18 protein-coding genes and 2 tRNA genes are annotated in these 17445 nt (G+C 33.6%); 8 read left to right on the top strand and 12 right to left on the bottom strand.

Going from position 1 to position 17445, the window contains the following annotated elements; translation table 11 throughout:
* Window positions 1-23 precede the first annotated feature (23 nt).
* The gene (locus BUR17_RS11965; RefSeq protein WP_074230602.1) at window positions 24-485 is read right to left on the bottom strand and encodes a hypothetical protein; all 462 of its coding nucleotides are present in this window, start codon (window positions 483-485) and stop codon (window positions 24-26) included.
* A gap of 237 nt (window positions 486-722) precedes the next feature.
* On the opposite strand from BUR17_RS11965, the gene BUR17_RS11960 reads away from it, so the two are divergent.
* The 3 genes from BUR17_RS11960 to BUR17_RS11950 all read left to right on the top strand — a co-directional run bounded on the left by BUR17_RS11960 (window position 723) and on the right by BUR17_RS11950 (window position 3743).
* Entirely contained in the window at window positions 723-2519 is a 1797-nt protein-coding gene (locus tag BUR17_RS11960) for a DUF885 domain-containing protein (protein WP_074230601.1), read from the top strand.
* Between the two features lie 99 nt (window positions 2520-2618).
* Complete coding sequence (locus tag BUR17_RS11955; RefSeq protein WP_074230600.1) at window positions 2619-3182, top strand: hypothetical protein; 564 nt, start codon at window positions 2619-2621, stop codon at window positions 3180-3182.
* A gap of 114 nt (window positions 3183-3296) precedes the next feature.
* On the top strand, window positions 3297-3743 hold the full coding sequence (locus tag BUR17_RS11950; protein ID WP_185116695.1) for a DinB family protein: 447 nt from the start codon (window positions 3297-3299) through the stop codon (window positions 3741-3743).
* A gap of 93 nt (window positions 3744-3836) precedes the next feature.
* Here the strand turns inward: BUR17_RS11950 and BUR17_RS11945 are convergent, their stop codons facing one another.
* A complete protein-coding gene (locus BUR17_RS11945; protein WP_074230599.1) occupies window positions 3837-4466 on the bottom strand; it encodes an endonuclease III domain-containing protein in 630 nt (209 codons plus the stop codon).
* A 33-nt stretch (window positions 4467-4499) separates the two neighbouring features.
* Here BUR17_RS11945 and bcp point away from each other — a divergent pair, with 33 nt between their 5' ends.
* Complete coding sequence (gene bcp, locus BUR17_RS11940; RefSeq protein WP_074230598.1) at window positions 4500-4946, top strand: thioredoxin-dependent thiol peroxidase; 447 nt, start codon at window positions 4500-4502, stop codon at window positions 4944-4946.
* A gap of 89 nt (window positions 4947-5035) precedes the next feature.
* On the opposite strand, the gene BUR17_RS11935 is transcribed toward bcp, so the two are convergent.
* From BUR17_RS11935 to BUR17_RS11915, 5 genes are read right to left on the bottom strand one after another with little or no spacing between them, the layout of a single operon-like run.
* Window positions 5036-5575 (bottom strand): GNAT family N-acetyltransferase, encoded by a 540-nt coding sequence (locus BUR17_RS11935; protein WP_074230597.1) that lies wholly within the window; start codon window positions 5573-5575, stop codon window positions 5036-5038.
* Window positions 5538-6200 (bottom strand): hypothetical protein, encoded by a 663-nt coding sequence (locus BUR17_RS11930; protein ID WP_074230596.1) that lies wholly within the window; start codon window positions 6198-6200, stop codon window positions 5538-5540. Before BUR17_RS11930 ends, BUR17_RS11935 begins: the two co-directional genes overlap by 38 nt.
* A gap of 33 nt (window positions 6201-6233) precedes the next feature.
* Window positions 6234-7313, bottom strand: a complete 1080-nt coding sequence (locus BUR17_RS11925; protein WP_228418712.1) for a mannose-1-phosphate guanylyltransferase — start codon at window positions 7311-7313, stop codon at window positions 6234-6236.
* Window positions 7314-7315: 2 nt separating this feature from the next.
* On the bottom strand, window positions 7316-7906 hold the full coding sequence (locus BUR17_RS11920) for a SprT-like domain-containing protein (protein ID WP_074230594.1): 591 nt from the start codon (window positions 7904-7906) through the stop codon (window positions 7316-7318).
* A 1-nt stretch (window position 7907) separates the two neighbouring features.
* Entirely contained in the window at window positions 7908-9254 is a 1347-nt protein-coding gene (locus tag BUR17_RS11915) for a TolC family protein (protein WP_084550589.1), read from the bottom strand.
* 170 nt (window positions 9255-9424) lie between these two features.
* Between BUR17_RS11915 and BUR17_RS11910 the strand changes: the two genes are divergently transcribed.
* From BUR17_RS11910 to BUR17_RS11900, 3 genes are all read left to right on the top strand, one after another.
* The gene (locus BUR17_RS11910; RefSeq protein ID WP_074230592.1) at window positions 9425-10669 is read left to right on the top strand and encodes a bifunctional folylpolyglutamate synthase/dihydrofolate synthase; all 1245 of its coding nucleotides are present in this window, start codon (window positions 9425-9427) and stop codon (window positions 10667-10669) included.
* A gap of 42 nt (window positions 10670-10711) precedes the next feature.
* Window positions 10712-10786: transfer RNA gene (locus BUR17_RS11905), tRNA-Val, on the top strand.
* A 30-nt stretch (window positions 10787-10816) separates the two neighbouring features.
* Window positions 10817-10891 (top strand) — tRNA-Val (locus BUR17_RS11900).
* A gap of 41 nt (window positions 10892-10932) precedes the next feature.
* Here BUR17_RS11900 and BUR17_RS11895 read toward each other — a convergent pair.
* The 5 genes from BUR17_RS11895 to BUR17_RS11875 all read right to left on the bottom strand — a co-directional run bounded on the left by BUR17_RS11895 (window position 10933) and on the right by BUR17_RS11875 (window position 14669).
* Window positions 10933-11832 carry a glycosyltransferase family 2 protein gene (locus tag BUR17_RS11895; RefSeq protein WP_074230591.1) on the bottom strand — a complete coding sequence of 300 codons (900 nt, stop codon included), beginning with the start codon at window positions 11830-11832 and terminating at the stop codon, window positions 10933-10935.
* Between the two features lie 4 nt (window positions 11833-11836).
* Entirely contained in the window at window positions 11837-12802 is a 966-nt protein-coding gene (locus BUR17_RS11890) for a glycosyltransferase family 9 protein (RefSeq protein WP_228418709.1), read from the bottom strand.
* A 2-nt stretch (window positions 12803-12804) separates the two neighbouring features.
* A complete protein-coding gene (locus tag BUR17_RS11885; protein ID WP_074230590.1) occupies window positions 12805-13224 on the bottom strand; it encodes a SufE family protein in 420 nt (139 codons plus the stop codon).
* Window positions 13225-13347: 123 nt separating this feature from the next.
* Entirely contained in the window at window positions 13348-14445 is a 1098-nt protein-coding gene (locus BUR17_RS11880) for a glycosyltransferase (RefSeq protein ID WP_074230589.1), read from the bottom strand.
* Window positions 14445-14669 (bottom strand): uroporphyrinogen decarboxylase, encoded by a 225-nt coding sequence (locus tag BUR17_RS11875; protein WP_074230588.1) that lies wholly within the window; start codon window positions 14667-14669, stop codon window positions 14445-14447. The genes BUR17_RS11880 and BUR17_RS11875 overlap by 1 nt, the downstream gene beginning before the upstream one ends.
* A 151-nt stretch (window positions 14670-14820) precedes the next feature.
* On the opposite strand from BUR17_RS11875, the gene BUR17_RS11870 reads away from it, so the two are divergent.
* The gene (locus BUR17_RS11870) at window positions 14821-17352 is read left to right on the top strand and encodes an ATP-dependent Clp protease ATP-binding subunit (RefSeq protein WP_074230587.1); all 2532 of its coding nucleotides are present in this window, start codon (window positions 14821-14823) and stop codon (window positions 17350-17352) included.
* The last annotated feature ends 93 nt before the right edge of the window (window positions 17353-17445 follow it).

Below are 17445 nucleotides of genomic sequence, written 5' to 3'. Positions count from 1 at the left end.
TGTAGTTTATATTTTGGTAGTGATTAGTCTTCGTCTACCTCTATTTCGTCTTGCTTAAATTCGCATTTCAGTCTGAAAGGAATCGGAGTATCAGAACCTGTGTAAAAATCATCGATGGTTCCTTTCCAGATTACCTGAAGCTCATTTTCTTCGTTTTTCTCAAAACAAAGTTCGTTGTCGTAGATGAAGGCATCTTCATCATCAAACAAATTAACTTCGGTATAAACCTCATCGTCAGAATCGTTGATTTCGAATGTTTTTCCTTCAATTTCGGCAGAATCTATTGGAAATTCAATTATTTCCAGCGAAAGCTGAGGAAAGTTGTACTGCAAAGAATCGTCATCTACATGATCTAAACCGTCGTCAGTAATGACCTCTACTTCCAGAAAGTGTTTTTGATTACTATAAACAGCCTTGCAATAAGTGCTTCTTATATTGTATTTTAGAGTTTCGTCCGGATGGTAAATTTTTAAAATCCCTTTCATTATTTCCTAAAAAAGAACTGTAATACTATGATTGTTAAATGCTTTAGGCAAAGATAAAAAATTGTATGAATCTGAAAAATGTTTTGAAAATTATTTTTATTAAAATCTACATTTAAAACGAATTTGATGTACAATATTGGTTATTTTTGTTATTTATTCATTTGAATAAAATGCTGAAACAAAATTTTTGTAACAACCATTGTATTTCATCTTACAAATAAAAGGTAAAGATTATCTATGAAAAATATTTTATTTAAAACCATAATCGGGCTCGGATTGGCGGTGAGCATTTCATCATGCAAAAAATCAGATTCACCATTAACGAAAGTTACGCCAACCAACATCGATTCTATTGCGTCTAATTATTATGAGCAGTATTTGAAGCTTTATCCTTTAGAAGCTACTTCACAAGGAGACTTGAGGTACAACGACCAGCTTCCGATCAATATTGACAAAGATTTTATTTTGGGGGAAATTGCTTTTTATAATTCCATCCAAAAGCAGCTTGAAAATGTAGATTATAATAGTCTTTCGGATGAAGACAAAGTAGTTTATGATGTTTTAGATTATACTTTAAAAGATAAAATTGAAGCTTATGCTTATCATCCTGAATACATTCCTTTCAGCCAGTTTACAGGTTTACCGCTAAATTTTCCGTTGTATGGAAGCGGACAAGGAAGTCAGCCTTTCAATACAGAAAAAGACTATGAAGACTGGTTAAAAAGACTGGAAAAATTCCCAGAATGGATGAATGCGGCTGCAGATAATTTCCGTGAAGGAATAAATAATAAGGTCGTTCTGCCAAGAAAATTGGTGGTAAAAATGATTCCTCAGATGAAAGCTGAAGAAATCATCACGCCAGATTTTGAAAAGAATATTTTCTACGGACCTGTAAAAAACTTCCCAAAGAGCTTCAGCAAAGAACAAAAAGAAAAACTTACCAAACTGTATAAAGAAGCGATTACAAAAAATATCATTCCTGCGTATACAAAAATGGGTGAGTTTTTAGAAAAAGAATATTTGCCTAAATCCAGAGAAACAGACGGCTACAACAGCCTTCCTAAAGGAGACAATATTTACAGATATTATGCTAAAAGCTGGACAACAACCAACAAAACGCCTGAAGAAATCAACAAAATAGGACTACAGCAAGTTGCGATGTTACGTGGTGAAATGGAAAAAGTAAAAAACCAAGTTGGTTTCAAAGGAACGCTTGAAGAGTTTATCAATTCTGTAAAAACAGATCCTAAAGCGATGCCTTACAAAACATCAAAAGAAGTTTTGGATGGTTTCAACGGGATTTTAGCTAAAATAACTCCGAAGCTGAAAACCATGTTTAGCGTAACACCAAAAACTAAGTTTGAAATCAGACAAACCGAAAAATTCAGAGAAGCAAGCGCAAGTGCGGAATATATTCAGGGAACTCCCGACGGAAAAAGACCGGGAATTTTCTATATGCCACTTCCTGATCCGTCAAAATTCAACGTTACTTCAGGAATGGAATCTCTTTTCTTGCATGAAGCGATTCCGGGACATCATTATCAGGTTTCTCTGCAACAGGAAAATACAAAACTTCCAAAATTCATGAGATTCGGCTGGTTTGGAGCTTATGGCGAAGGTTGGGCGCATTATTGTGAAACTTTAGGTCCGGAATTCGGATTGTACACAGATCCTTACCAAAAAATGGGATATCTGAGCGATCAAATGCTTCGTGCCGTTCGTTTGGTTGTTGACACCGGAATTCACACAGGAAAAATGACAAGAGAAGATGCTATTACTTATTTTCTAAACAATATTGCTTACGATGAAGCAGGAGCAACTGCAGAAGTTGAACGATATATGGCAATGCCTGGACAAGCTTTAGGGTATAAAATCGGGTCTTTAAGAATAAGAGAACTGAGAGAAAAATACCAGAAAGAATTGGGCGATAAATTTAATCTGGCAAAATTCCATGATGAAGTTTTGAGTCAGGGTTGTCTTCCTTTGGATGTTTTAAACAGAAAAATGGAGCTTTGGGCGACGAAGCAGAAATAATTTTGGTCTAAAAAAGAGAAAAATTTTCTCATTAAAATATAGAAGTCACGAATTAATTTTTCGTGACTTTTTTTGTTTTAGATTTGTTTAAACAAAATCATGAAACCAACTTTATATTTTATATTCATTTTAATTTTCTGCTTATCAATTGTAAGCTGTAAAAAAGAGAAGAAAACTCAACAGAATTTTGAAAAATTTACCGTTGACAAAAGCCTCCCAGAGAATGATACAATAAAGCTCCTATCAAAATACCCTGAGCTAAAACTTTACAGAACTGATGTTAATGAGAGCAAAAGCAGAACAGCATATATTGTTCAGGAGTCAACAATTTGGAATATCTCGGGAAGGTTTGATAATTATAAATGTAAAACCAATTTAAAGGACGACACCTTAAATATTTCATTGAATAATAACAATAAACAATTTGGAAATGGTACTTTGGTAAAAGTTTTTAATGGAAATTTTTTCATTAAAGATTATGATCCAAAAACGCTAAAAGGTGAAGATAAATTTATTCCTGCAAAAGCAATTTATCAAAAACTTGTGCTAAATAAAGATAAATTCAAAAAAAATGACAGTATTTATGGTTTTATAGATTATAATACAAAAGTAGAAAATTTCACAAAAGATTTCAGAGGATATTTTAGAGCTTTAGTAAAATAAAATTACTCGGAATATTGATTTTTCTTAATTTTGATTTATTAGTTAGCTACCCCGTCTTTTTGTTTCACAAAAATCCACCCCTTCATGGAAGGGGAATTTAATAATACTAAAATTATGACAGAAAGTATAAAATTATTGTTCACAAGAGATTTAAACCAATTAAAAAAAGAAATAGAAGCGTATCAAAACGAAGAAACTATCTGGAAAATTGATAAAAATATTCTCAATTCTGCAGGAAATTTATCGCTTCATTTGGTTGGAAATATTAATCATTTTATTGGATCAATATTGGGAAATTCAGGTTATGTAAGAAACAGAGAGCTTGAATTTTCGTTAAAAAATATTCCGAGAACGGAATTGATTGATAAAATTGAAAAAACGATTGAGATTGTACACTCTTCACTCGACCAATTATCGGAGGAAGATTTGAAAAAAGAATATCCTATTGAAGCTTTAGGTCATAAAATGACGACAGAATATTTTCTGATTCATTTGTTTGGACATTTGGGTTATCATTTGGGACAGATTAACTATCATAGGAGATTGTTGGATGTTGAGTAATTTTAAAATTTATTATTCTTAAACCACCCCGTCAAAAATTCTTTCGAATTTTCGCCACCCCTCCAAAGGAGGGGAATTTTTGCGGCTGTTATATTATTTATCTTTTTCTTCGAACAACATTTTTGTAATAAAATCTTTCTCGCCTTTTCCTCTCGCCGGAGAATATTCTCTTCCGTAGAAAATAATTTGAAGGTGGAGTTTATTCCAGAACTCTTCTTTCCATAATTTTTTGGCATCTTTCTCTGTTTCTACAACGTTTTTCCCGGAAGTGAGCTTCCATTGCGTCATCAGTCTGTGAATGTGTGTATCGACCGGAAAAGCAGGAAATCCAAAGCCCTGACTCATCACTACAGAAGCCGTTTTGTGCCCCACTCCTGCCAACTCTTCAAGTTCTTCATAGGTTTGAGGGACAACGCCGTTATGTTTTTCCAAAAGTTGCTCTGCCATTTTTTTCAGATTCTTAGCTTTTGTATTCGAAAGTCCGATTTCTTTGATGAGTTCTTTAATTTCAAAATCCTCCAGTTTAGCCATTCTTTGCGGTGTTCCTGCTACAGCGAAAAGTTCTGGAGTTACCTCATTTACCTTCTTATCAGTAGTTTGTGCAGAAAGGGCAACAGCAACCATTAGAGTATAAACATCTGTATGATCTAAAAAAATAGGAACAACAGGATATAATTTTTCTAATTCTTCCTGAACGAGTGCGGCTCTTTGCTTTTTTGTCATTTAACCATTAAATTTGAACAAAAATAAATCATTATGCTGAAAGTTGGAGACCAATTACCACAATTTGAAGGAATAAATCAGGACGGAGAAACAATTAATTCTGAAAAGCTACTCGGAAAAAAATTAGTTATTTTCTTTTATCCGCAAGCGAGTACGCCGACTTGTACTGTAGAAGCGTGTAATTTGAGCGATAATTATTCGCAATTGAAACAAGCAGGATTTCAGCTTTTAGGAATCAGTGGAGATACCGTGAAAAAGCAGAAGAATTTTCACAGCAAATTTGCTTTTCCTTATGATCTGATTGCTGATGAAAACCGTGATGTTATCGAAAAATTCGGAGTTTGGAAAGAGAAAAAAACTTTTGGTAAAACTTATATGGGAATTGTGAGAACTACTTTTATTTTCGATGAAAAAGGAATTTGCACGAGAGTTATTGAGAAGGTGACTTCTAAAACGGCGACAGCTCAGATTTTAGAATAAATTTAAACACAAATTTTCACAAATGTTTTCACTAATTTCATACATATTTTGTGTTTATTCGTGAAAACATTTGTGATTTTAGTATTTCGTTATTCTGTTTCGTAATACATCAACTCTTCGTCTTCATTGGGAAGCGTTACATATTTTTGGAATTTCAAACCTAACCTTTCGATTAATTTTTGTGAAGAAGAATTGTCTTTTGAAGTGATTGCAGAAATTTTATTTAAACCAAATTCCTCCATTCCGATAGATTTTACTTTCTGAGCGGCTTCAAACATTAAACCTTTGCCTTCAAATTTTTCAAGGACAGAAAATCCAATATCTGCAACATCTAAACCTTCTCTTTCGAAGATTCCCACACTTCCGATTTTCTGATTTCCTTCTTTTAAAACAAGAATATAATTTCCGAATCCTCGTTTTTCAATTTGCGGTAAAAACTTAGATTTAATATAATTCTCGGCATCAGAGAAAGAATTGATGTTCTTATTTCCAATAAACTTTATAAAATTTGGCATATTATAAAGCTGAAAAATAATATCAGCATCATCTACAGAAACAGGTCGAATTAAAAGCCTTTCTGTTTCGTAGAAATTATTTTCTTTTTTTGGCAGGTTGCTTTTTTGGCTCATCTTTAGGTTCTTCTTTCTTTTCTATTTTTAAAAGACGTGGGTTATTTGTACAGTTTTTAGTATAAACCTCGATGTATGTTCCGTTATCTTTAATATTCGAAACGATGCCTGTCGATTTATTGACCGTTAATGTAAAATGTGTTTTCTGATAAGGACACTCTTTTGAAGTAATCTTTCCAAGATCTAAGTAATAATTTGTAGCATCTGTGTAATAATTGGCGGCAATATCCACAAATTGTTCATCGATTAAATAACCTTCTAAAACAGCAGACAATGCAGCTTCTTCAACGTTATCAACCTTTCCGATAAACTCTTTTAATTCCTTTAGATCAGTCAAATAGCTTATTTTCCCTCCCACAGAAGAAACAATATAATAAAAACTTTCCTGACCCGGTCTGAAATTAAATCCCACAAATTGAGGAAGATAATCTTGTTTGGTTCCTGAGACTTTTACTTCTTTATTTTTGCCATAACTGTTATTAACCAATACCCAAAAATCAACTTTGCCATTGGGGACAATTTTGCCCAAAACGGTATCAATATTTGAGAATTTTTTCTTTTCCTGGGAAAAAACAGAGATTCCTAAAAAGAAAAAAAGAAAAGTAAGAGTTGTAATTTTTTTCATAGTTTGAAATACGGACAGAAACTATGCCAATATTTACATAAATTTCTCTCCTTTTTTAAGGCTTTTTAAATCTAAAACGTATTCTTTAATCTGCTGATCGTGCTCTCTTGGGCAGATTAAAAGTACTTTATCTGTATCTACAACGATAAAATCTTTCAAACCGTCTATTACAACCGCTTTATTATTTTTTACATGAATAATATTTCCTGTAGAATCGTAGGTAAGCGCTGTTTTGATATTGACTGCATTTTCATTTTCGTCTCTATCGCTGTTTTCAAAAACCGAAGTCCAGGTTCCGAGATCGCTCCAGCCTAAATCAGCCGGAATTACATATACGTTTTTAGCTTTTTCTAAAATCCCGTTATCGATTGATATTTTTTGAATTTTAGGATAAATGAGTTCTATACAGCTTACCTCTGCTTCTGCATTGTATTCGCAAGCCATAAACTGCTGAGTCATGTCCGGAAGAAACATCTCAAAAGCTTTGTGAATAGATTTTACATTCCAGATAAAAATTCCTGCATTCCACAGGAAATCTCCGCTTTCAAGGAAACTTTTGGCAATTTCAAGAATAGGTTTTTCTGTGAAAGTTTTAACTTTATAATAGTCTGAATCTTTTTTCTCAACAAATTGGATGTATCCGTAACCTGTATCTGGTCTTGTTGGTGTAATTCCCAAAGTCACTAAATAATCATGAGTAGAAGCTAAGTCAAATGCCAATTCTACTTTCTCCAAAAAAACATCTTCTTTTAAGATTAAATGATCTGCTGGAAGCACAATCATCGTGGCATCAGGATTGATTTCAGCAATTTTATTTGCCATGTAAAGATTACATGCAGCCGTATTTTTCATCAAAGGCTCACCCACTACATTATCCTCAGGAATTTCTGGTAATTGCTGATGAGAAAGTGCTACATACTCTTTGTTGGTAATTACAAATATGTTTTCTTTAGGAATAACCTTACTGATTCTGTCATACGTCTGCTGAATCATGGTACGACCCGTTCCTAAAATATCCTGAAATTGTTTGGGAAATTTCTGTGTGCTCAGAGGCCAGAATCTACTACCGATTCCTCCTGCCATAATCACACAGTACTTATCTGATTTTAACATATTTAACTGCATTTTTTCACTCTAGCCAAAGGTTTGAAAGAATACTTTCGTCCTGTAGCCAGATTCATACAAAGATAGTTTTTTTTAATCAGACCTTCCAACAAATACTTTTGTTCTCGATAGATGAAATTTTCACCCTTGCTAAGCTTCTCTATAAAAATCTCATCATCATTCTGATTATCAATATGAAAATATTTTACGAGATCCGGACTTGCCATAAAATTGGCTTTCGGAGACCGTGAAAACTTAGTTATAATCGGCTTTAGATCTTCATCATAAACATCCGCACTTTCCAAAAGCATTTCCCTGAAAGTATCTTTCCATTCGTTACCGTGTGGAGCAATTCTTCTTCCGAATTTTTCGAAGGCAATGAGATGCGCCAATTCGTGAGTTAATACGAAAAAGAAAAGTTGCGGGGCTAATGTAGAATTGATGCTAATTTCGTGCGAATTATTACGTAACTTCCGATAGTCTCCAAGCTTCGAATTTCGGTTTTTAGTAACCTTTATATGAATAGAATAATCTGAAAACCATTTCCTTAAATACAAAAGTGTATTTTGAGGCAAATATTTTTCTAAAGACTGAATAGACATCTTACAAAGTTAGCGGAATCCCTGAATAGAAATTCAATAATTTAAGGCTGAAAAGATAATTAAATTTTGCCTGTTGAACCGAGCCTTGAGAGTTTGCATAATTGTTTCGGGCAATATTTAAATCATAAATTGTTGTACGACCCGCTGCATAACTTTTATCTGCAAATTCCATAGCCAATTTTGTGCTTTTTTCGGCTTCTACTGCTGCAAGATACACTTCATAATTAGCATCCGCATCAAATTGAGCTTGCTGAACACTTTGCCTTACAGTCTGTTTTTGCTGTTCTAAAGTTGTTTTAGCAATATTCTCATTGATTTTTGACTGTTCTACCTGAAGTTTGGTAATTCCTTTATTGAAAATAGGAATATTTAAACTGATCCCTCCTTGCTGCCCAAAGTTATCTTTATACTGCTGGAAAAAAGAACGTTCTTTTGCGGCATTTCCAAATTCATCAAACCCAGAATAACTTGTATTCAATAAATTATTATAAAAACTTCCTATTCCCAAACTTGCAGTAATAGTTGGCCAAAAAGACGTTTTGGTAATTTCTGTCTGAGTTTCGGCAGATTTTATTCTGCTTTCTGCTGCTTTTATTTGTGGTTGATTTCCATAAGCTAAATTCAACACATCATCTACAGAAAACAATTGAGGAGTCAACTTATCATCAACTTCTACATCTTCCACATCAAAATCTTTGTATTCTTTTAACTGAAGTAACTGTGCCAAAGCAAACAAGCTTCTTCCAACATTAATTTCAGCGGTTTTTAAATTTTGCTTTTCTCTTGCCCACGCCGCTTCTGCTTCTGCAACAATTGTTTGAGCCGTAGTACCCACATCTGTAGTTATTTTTGCCCTATCAAACTGTTTTTTTGCATTTTCTGTTGCACTTTGAGAAATTTTTACAATCTCTTTATTCAATAAAGTCGTTAAATACTGTTGAGCAATCTGAAGTGAAATATCATTTTTAATAGTTTCAATGTCATATTGGCTCGCTTCTACATCAAACTGAGATTTTCTTATTGTTTTTTCAAGTCTCCCGTTATTGTAAACTAAAATATCTGCTCCTAAATTTGCAGAATTGCTGAATCTGTCGTTTCTGATACTTCCTGTTCCCAAAGAAGCCTGTCCGAAACTTACATTATTTCCTACACTTGCATTCACAGAAGGAAGGTAATTTCTCTGAGCAATTTTAAGATTAGAATCCTGAATCTGTTTTGAATATTCATTCTGAATCACTTGAAGATTATGCTTTACTGCGTAGTCTACACATTCACGCAAAGACCATTTCTGCTGAGCGTTTAATCCTGCAAAGGCTAATCCCAAAACTACCGTCAAAACTTTTTTCATAAGGAAATATTTAATTTTTTTTCAAATGGAGCCGTTATTTTCAATTGATTAAGCTTGCAAATAACGATTTTAAATTGGCTTTATTCAAATTAGACGTAAAGATTGTAAAAAAGTTACAGATTTAGAAAATTATTGTTTCATTTTAATGAAAGTTTTGAGAATTTTGCATCATGACAAACGCACAATATCAGGAAGCTGTAGAATGGCTTTTCGTTCAGGCGCCAAACTATCAGTTAGATGGACAAAAAGCATACAAACCGGGACTTGGAAACATCACAAGACTCTGCTCTTTTTTTGACAACCCACAAGATAAAATAAAATGCATTCACATTGGAGGAACCAATGGCAAAGGATCCACCAGCAACATGCTTTCTTCGGTTCTTCAGGAAGCGGGTTACAAAACGGGTTTATATAATTCTCCACATCTTATTGATTTCACAGAAAGAATTAAAATTAACGGTAAAAATTGCGATAAAGAGTTTGTCTATAATTTCATTTTAAAACTAAAAAAGCTCCCTGAAGATATCCTCCCCTCTTTTTTTGAGTTTACGACAATTATGGCGTTTGAATATTTTGCTCAGCAAAAGGTAGACTTTGCGATTATTGAAGTCGGTTTAGGTGGAAGATTAGATTCAACCAATATTATCAAACCTTTGGTTGCAGCAATTACGAATGTACAGCTCGATCATCAAAATATCTTAGGAGATACCATCGAAGAAATTGCCTTTGAAAAAGCAGGAATTATAAAAGCTTACACACCAATTATTTTCGGAGATGATAATGAAATCGTAAAAAACATTATCAAAGATAAAGCAACTGAAGAAAACGCTCCATTTATTGACGCTACCGAATTAAAAACCGAGCTAAAATCAGATTTGAAGGGAAACTATCAAAATAAAAACATTAAAGTTGTTTTAGAATTGGTTGAAGAATTGAGAAAACTAAACTACCCTATCTCAAATAAAAATATTGAAACCGGACTTTTATCCGTCCACCAAAATACAGGATTTATTGGCCGTTGGTTTGAATTTTCCCAAGATCCTTTGACTATTTGTGATACAGGACACAATCAGGCTGGTTTGGAATCAGTTTTTGAACAGTTAAATTCTATTGAAAAACACAAACACGTTGTTTTAGGATTTGTCAATGACAAGAAAATTGATGATGTAATGGACTTACTTCCTCAAAATTCTCAGTTTTATTTTGCAAAACCATCCATCAACAGAGGAAGACCCCCACAAGACTATGAAGATTTACTAATTAATTCAAAAATAAAATATAAAATTTTTGATTCTGTACAAGAAGCGTATCTTTCTGCAAAACAAGAATGTACAAATGAAGAAATGATTTTTATTGGCGGAAGCAACTTTGTAGTTGGAGATTTTTTAGAAAAAAATTTGGAGATTTGTGAATAAGTCGTATATTTGCACCACTCTAAACAACGGCAACGTTGAAGAGGGCGATTAGCTCAGTTGGTTCAGAGCATCTGGTTTACACCCAGAGGGTCGGGGGTTCGAATCCCTCATCGCCCACAAAAGTTCCTAAAACTTTTAAAAAATTTAGGGCTCTTAGCTCAGTTGGTTCAGAGCATCTGGTTTACACCCAGAGGGTCGGGGGTTCGAATCCCTCAGGGCCCACAAAAACTCTCAGAAAAATCTGAGAGTTTTTTATTTTAATGCTATTTTGATTTTTTAAGCATCAATCCAAGTTTATATAGATCTAAAAATTTGAGATTAGGATTTCCGGAAAGTAAATTCTTTTTCAGAAATTTTTCGAAAAAACTAAATAAAATTAAAACAGGAAATTTTAATCCTTTTTTACAAACAGACTCATATGCTTTTACAAGCTTAATTTCAGATAATTTAGAGCTTAATGCTTGATTATTTAGCATGAGCAGAAGACTCTCTACAGACTCATCAACCTTTTTCAAATAAACACTCCCCTCTTCTACGTCATTATTATAAATCGGGTTATCAATATGTATTACCGGGATTTTTACTGATTTTAAATCCATTGAAAACACCAAATCTTCATAGCCATATTTCCGGAGATCAGGATTAAATTTAATGCTTTCAAAGATGTTTTTTTTAATTAAAAAATTATTTGTCTGAAAGCTTAAATAAGGTTTCATTTTTCTCTTTTCTAACGGTAAATTTTCCCTTTCTACAGCAAATCTCCATCTTAAAATATGCTTTTCTGAAGACGGCTTTTCTGAAACCTTTCTTCCGCCATAAACAACAGCTACATTAGAATTTTCATCTAAAAGATTGACATAGTTTTTAAGAAAATTTGGAGAAATAATTTTTCCGTCACAATCTAAAAAGAGCAGATATTCCGTTTTTGAATACTCTAAAAACAGATTTCTAATTCTGGATCTTCCAATATTTTTTTCAAGTAAAATAAACTGGTTTACCTGATGATTGAGTTCGTTATTTATTTGTTTGAAATTTTCGTCTGAACCGTCATCAATAAGAATAATTTCAGCATTGATTGAATGGCTTTCTATTTCTTTCTTAAGATCATAGACCAATTCTCTTACATCAAAATTATAAACCGGAATGCAAACAGAAATCTTCATTCTGTTAAATTTTGTCTATAATCTGTTGTACGTTGATTTCTTCCAAACACGCCCAATCGCCACGGTAGCATTCTTTATCACCAAAAACCGAACAGGGTCTACAGGTAAGATCATTAATCTGAACAACGTCATTCTCGCTTTGTCCGAAACCTAAAAACCCTGCATATGGATGAGTCGCTCCCCAAATTGAAACACAACGAGTTCCTACAATACTGGCTAAATGCATATTAGCTGAATCCATCGAAATCATTACTTCAAGCTGCGAAATTCGGTGTAGTTCTTCTGAAAGATTAAGTTTTCCTGCCAAACTTTTGGTATTGGGAATTTGTTTTTCCCAACTTTCAAGGGTTTCCGTTTCTTTTTTTCCACCTCCGAAGAAGTAAACGGTATTTTTTTCTGCTAAAATTTTTACAAGTTCAAAAGACTTCTCTAAAGGAAGCATTTTTCCTTTATGTTGAGCGAATGGCGCAAAACCAATCCCAGATTTTTGATTAGATTTGGGTCTTAACTGATGCGAAAGCTCAACTTTAAAAGCCATATCCCGAAAAACATCTGCATAACGTTCTACCGTTCTTTTTAATCGAGTTTTATCTAAATTCCAGACATCCGTAAGGTTTTCTTTCTCCTCTTTTCCTTTGTTTATTTTAAAAACCTTTAAGCCTTTTCTTACATAAATCTTATCCAATATTTTCGCCCGGATAACATCATGCAAATCAGCAACATAATCTGGTTTGTATAACTTTAATAATTCTTTGGCCAATCTTCTTATTCCAAGAAATCCTTTATATTCATCAAGATCAATCCCATGAAAGATAACATTCGGAATATCAGCAAATAAGCTCTCAAAGTTATTCCGAGAAACCATCACAATTTCAACTTCAGGATTTTGTTCCAAAAACTCCCGAAAAACAGGCACTGTCATAGCGACATCACCAAAAGCGGAAAAACGGTATGCTAAAATTCTGGTCACAACTAAGATTTCAGTTGGTATGCGACTGCATAAAATTTGATTTGCTTGGTCATCGCCATCAATCCGTTGGCTCTTGAAGGAGATAAAAATTCCTGCAATCCGATTTCAGAAATAAATTCAAAATCAGAATCAAGAATTTCCTGGGTAGAATGACCGCTATAAATGCTTACCAGCAAAGAAACGATTCCTTTTGGAAGAATTCCGTCAGAATCTGCATTGAAAAATAGTTTTCCATCTTTAAATTCAGCATCAATCCACACCTTGCTTTGGCAACCTTTGATTAAGTTATCATCGGTTTTCTTGTCATCCGGAAGACCTTTCAGTTCTTTACCCAAATCTATGATGTATTCATATTTCTGTTCCCAGTCTTCAAGAAACGCAAATTCGTCGATTATTTCCTGCTGTTTTTCTTTAATGGTCATTTCTATACTTTCTTTCTGCAAAGATACTAATTTTTAGAGTTTTTAGTTTTGTAGAAAATTAATTGAACCATTAAGGTTAGTGAAATTCGTATCCACAATAGTTTAATAATTTTAACAACAATCTTATCGAGAAGCTTTTTCAAAAACATCCAGCAATTTCACTTCTTCATTTTCCCAACAAAGAATTTCGGAAGCTTTTTTCAATTCTAATTGATAGTTTTTTCTCCCTTTATTTAACACTAAATTTATTGCTGTAGCTATATTTTCGGGTTGATGATTTTTGATAATTTCGCCAACATCAAACTGATTTTTAATACTCAGCATTTCCGGAAGCGGAGATAGAATTAAAGGAGCTCTAGCCTGAATACAGTCTAAAACCTTATTAGGAAGTGAAAATTCATAGCTTTCACCGCCATTTTCTTCTATGCTCATTCCAACATCAGCGGTTAATGTGATTTCTCTTAAATCTTCCGGAAGCAATTTTCCTAAAAACTGAACTTTATCCTGAAGATTTTCTTTTACAATTAAATCTTCGTATTCTTTTTTCTTCGGTCCGTCTCCTGCAATTTTAAAAATAACATTTTCAAGATGATGCATTGCCAAAATAGCTTTATCAATTCCTCTAAATGGATTAATTGCGCCTTGATATAAAATTATTTTGGGATTATTTTCTGGAATTTCTATTGAAAAATCAATTTTTCTTGGCGCATTCTGAATAACGGTTGGATTGATTCCGTATTTGTTATGAAACCATTTTGCATAACTTCCACTTGCAGTAATCATGAATTTTAAATTCGGAACAATTTTGTTCTGCAAATAACGCCACAGTTTTTGAGACATTTTCCCTTGAACAGCGGGCATTTCAGAAAAAATTTCATGACTGTCAAATATTAACGGAATATTTAATTTTTTAGCTAAAAGATAATTAGGCAGTAAAGCATCCAAATCATTGGCAAGAAGAATCGTATGTTCATTTGCTTTTTCATAAAGCTGCCAATAAAGCATCCAGTTAAACTCAAAATAAGCGGTCTTTAAAGTTTTAGAAATAATATTTATCCTTGAAAAAGGATACGGACGGATCATTGCTTCTTCCCCACCCCAATTATTACCGATCAATTCAATTTCATAACCGTTTTCATGCAGCGTTTTACAAACTTTTTCAATTCTTTGGTCGGTATAAAGATTACTGAATGCAGAAATTAATATTTTTTTTCGAGCCATTATTTCTTCTTTGCAATGAGTAAATGATATACCTGTACAAAGCAAATAATTCCGTTGGGAATAATAACCGGCCAAAGCATTCCACTGAAAATTCCATAGATGACAAAACAGAGACAACCAATACAATTGACAATCCTGATTTTGGTTAAATCTTTAAGAATAAAACTCAAAACGATAAAAACTGAAGCAGCATAGCCGATGTAATTGACAATTTCAGGACTCATGAGGAATATTTAAGGACAACAAACTTAGTCATTTTCAATAAGATAAAAAATATTTTTCTGCCATAAAGTCATTAATTGGTTTTTGGTAAAATATTTGTAATTTAGATATTGAATATAAAGCAATTCTGCTTTTATTCTAACGAGATATATTATGGATTATAAGTTTTCACAAGGTTTGAGCCAAGTGTTCAAGCAAAGCAAAAATGAAGCTAAAAGGCTGAAAAGTGAATTTCTTAATACAGAACATCTACTTTTAGGTATTATAAAAACAGAAAACTCTGCAAAAGAAATCCTTCAAGGGCTTAATGCCGATTTAACACAGATCAGAAGAAAAATTGAAACTTTAAATACAGCAAGTCTAAATCCTATTTCTGAGGAAGTCACCAATATTTCATTCACGAAAATGGCAGATCATTCCATTAAGCGTGCAGAATTAGAATGCAGACAATACAAAAGCAACGAGATCAATACCGTTCACCTGCTTTTGGGCATTTTATATAAATATGAGGATCCTACTTCAAGTATTTTAGGAGCTTACGATATTGACTATGAAGGAGTTTCAAGAGAATATCAAACAATGCTTAAAAATTCCGGAGAGGCACCTCAGAATTCGGCTTACGATGATGATGATGACAGAGAAGAATTTGAGCAGATGAGAAAGCCTACAGGAAATCTGGGTTCTTCAAAAAGTAAAACTCCAACCTTAGATAATTTTGGTAGAGATCTTACTTCTTTGGCAAGAGACGGAAAATTGGATCCTGTAATCGGTCGTGAGAAAGAAATCGAAAGAGTTTCACAAATTTTATCAAGAAGAAAGAAAAACAATCCGTTGTTGATTGGTGAACCGGGTGTTGGTAAATCTGCCATCGCTGAAGGTTTAGCTTTACGAATTCAGCAGAAAAAAGTTTCAAGAGTTCTTTTTGGTAAAAGAGTAATTACTTTGGATCTTGCGAGTTTGGTTGCCGGAACAAAATACCGTGGTCAATTCGAAGAAAGAATGAAAGCGATCATGACGGAGCTTGAAAAGAACCGTGATGTGATTTTATTCATTGACGAGTTGCACACCATTGTTGGTGCGGGAAGTTCTACAGGAAGTTTAGATGCTTCAAATATGTTTAAACCGGCTTTAGCAAGAGGTGAAATTCAATGTATTGGTGCCACAACTCTTGATGAGTACCGTCAGTATATTGAGAAAGACGGAGCTTTAGAAAGAAGATTCCAGAAAGTAATGGTGGAGCCAACTTCTATCGATGAAACGATTCAGATTTTGAATCAGATTAAAGATAAATATGAAGAGCATCACAATGTAGTTTATACAGAAGAAGCTATTTTGGCTTGTGTCAATTTGACATCAAGATATATTACAGACCGATTTTTACCGGACAAAGCGATTGATGCGATGGATGAAGCAGGATCTCGTGTTTACATTAAAAACATGAAAGTTCCTACTGCCATTATCGATTTTGAAAAGAAAATTGAAGACATTAAAGAATTGAAACAAAAAGCTGTAAAAGCTCAGGATTACCTGGAAGCAAGAAAGCTGAAAGATGAAGAAGAGCGTTTGCAAATGGAGTTGAATTCTGCCCAGGATCAATGGGATAAAGATGTAAAAGAGAAAAAAGAAACGGTATCCGAAGAAAGTGTTGCAGAAGTAGTTTCTATGATGAGCGGTGTTCCTGTAACAAAAGTTGGTAAAAATGAATTGGATAAATTGGCCGGAATGGATAATAACCTGAACGGAAAAGTTATTGGTCAGGAAGACGCTGTGAAAAAGGTCGTAAAAGCTATCCAAAGAAACAGAGCAGGATTGAAAGATCCGAACAGACCTATCGGAACCTTTATTTTCTTAGGAACAACCGGTGTTGGTAAAACTGAGCTGGCAAAAGTAATGGCAAGAGAACTCTTCGATTCTGACGAAGCATTGATCAGAATTGACATGAGTGAATATATGGAGAAATTTGCAGTTTCTAGATTGGTTGGTGCGCCTCCAGGATATGTTGGATATGAAGAAGGTGGACAATTAACTGAAGCGGTAAGAAGAAAACCTTATGCAGTCGTTCTTTTAGATGAGATTGAAAAAGCGCATCCGGATGTATTCAATATCTTGTTGCAAATCTTAGATGAAGGTCATGTAACAGACAGTTTAGGTAGAAAAATTGACTTTAGAAATACAATTATCATCCTTACTTCAAACATCGGAACAAGAGACATTAAAGACTTTGGTGATGGTGTAGGATTCGGAACTAATGCTAAGAAAACCAGTTCTGATTCCAGAACAAGAAGTACGATTGAAAATGCTCTTAAAAAAGCATTTGCTCCGGAATTCTTAAACAGAATTGACGATATTGTGATTTTCAACTCTCTTGAGAGAACTGATATTTCTAAAATTATCGATATTGAATTGTCTAAACTATATTCAAGACTTGAAAAATTAGGTTACAAAGTAGATCTAACTACTGAAGCCAAAGATTTCATCTCAGAAAAAGGATGGGACAAAGATTTTGGTGCAAGACCATTGAAGAGAGCTATCCAGAAGTATATTGAGGATTTATTGGCAGAAATGCTGGTCAACAAACAATTAACTGAAGGCGAAACGGTAACTTTAGATGTAAATGAAGCTAAAGACGGATTAGAAGGAAAAACACAGAAGACAAAAAAGTCTGCTGAGAAATCTTCTCAATAATCAATTTTAAAAATAATAACGAAAGCATCGGGAAATTCTCGATGCTTTTTTGTTTTATGTTGAATTTTCTCTCACGGATTACACAGATTTTCA

The sequence above is a fragment of the Chryseobacterium scophthalmum genome, from assembly GCF_900143185.1.
Taxonomy (GTDB): Bacteria; Bacteroidota; Bacteroidia; order Flavobacteriales; family Weeksellaceae; genus Chryseobacterium; species Chryseobacterium scophthalmum.
The sequence above is the reverse complement of the archived record's forward strand: the minus strand, read 5'-3'. Positions and strand labels throughout refer to the sequence as shown.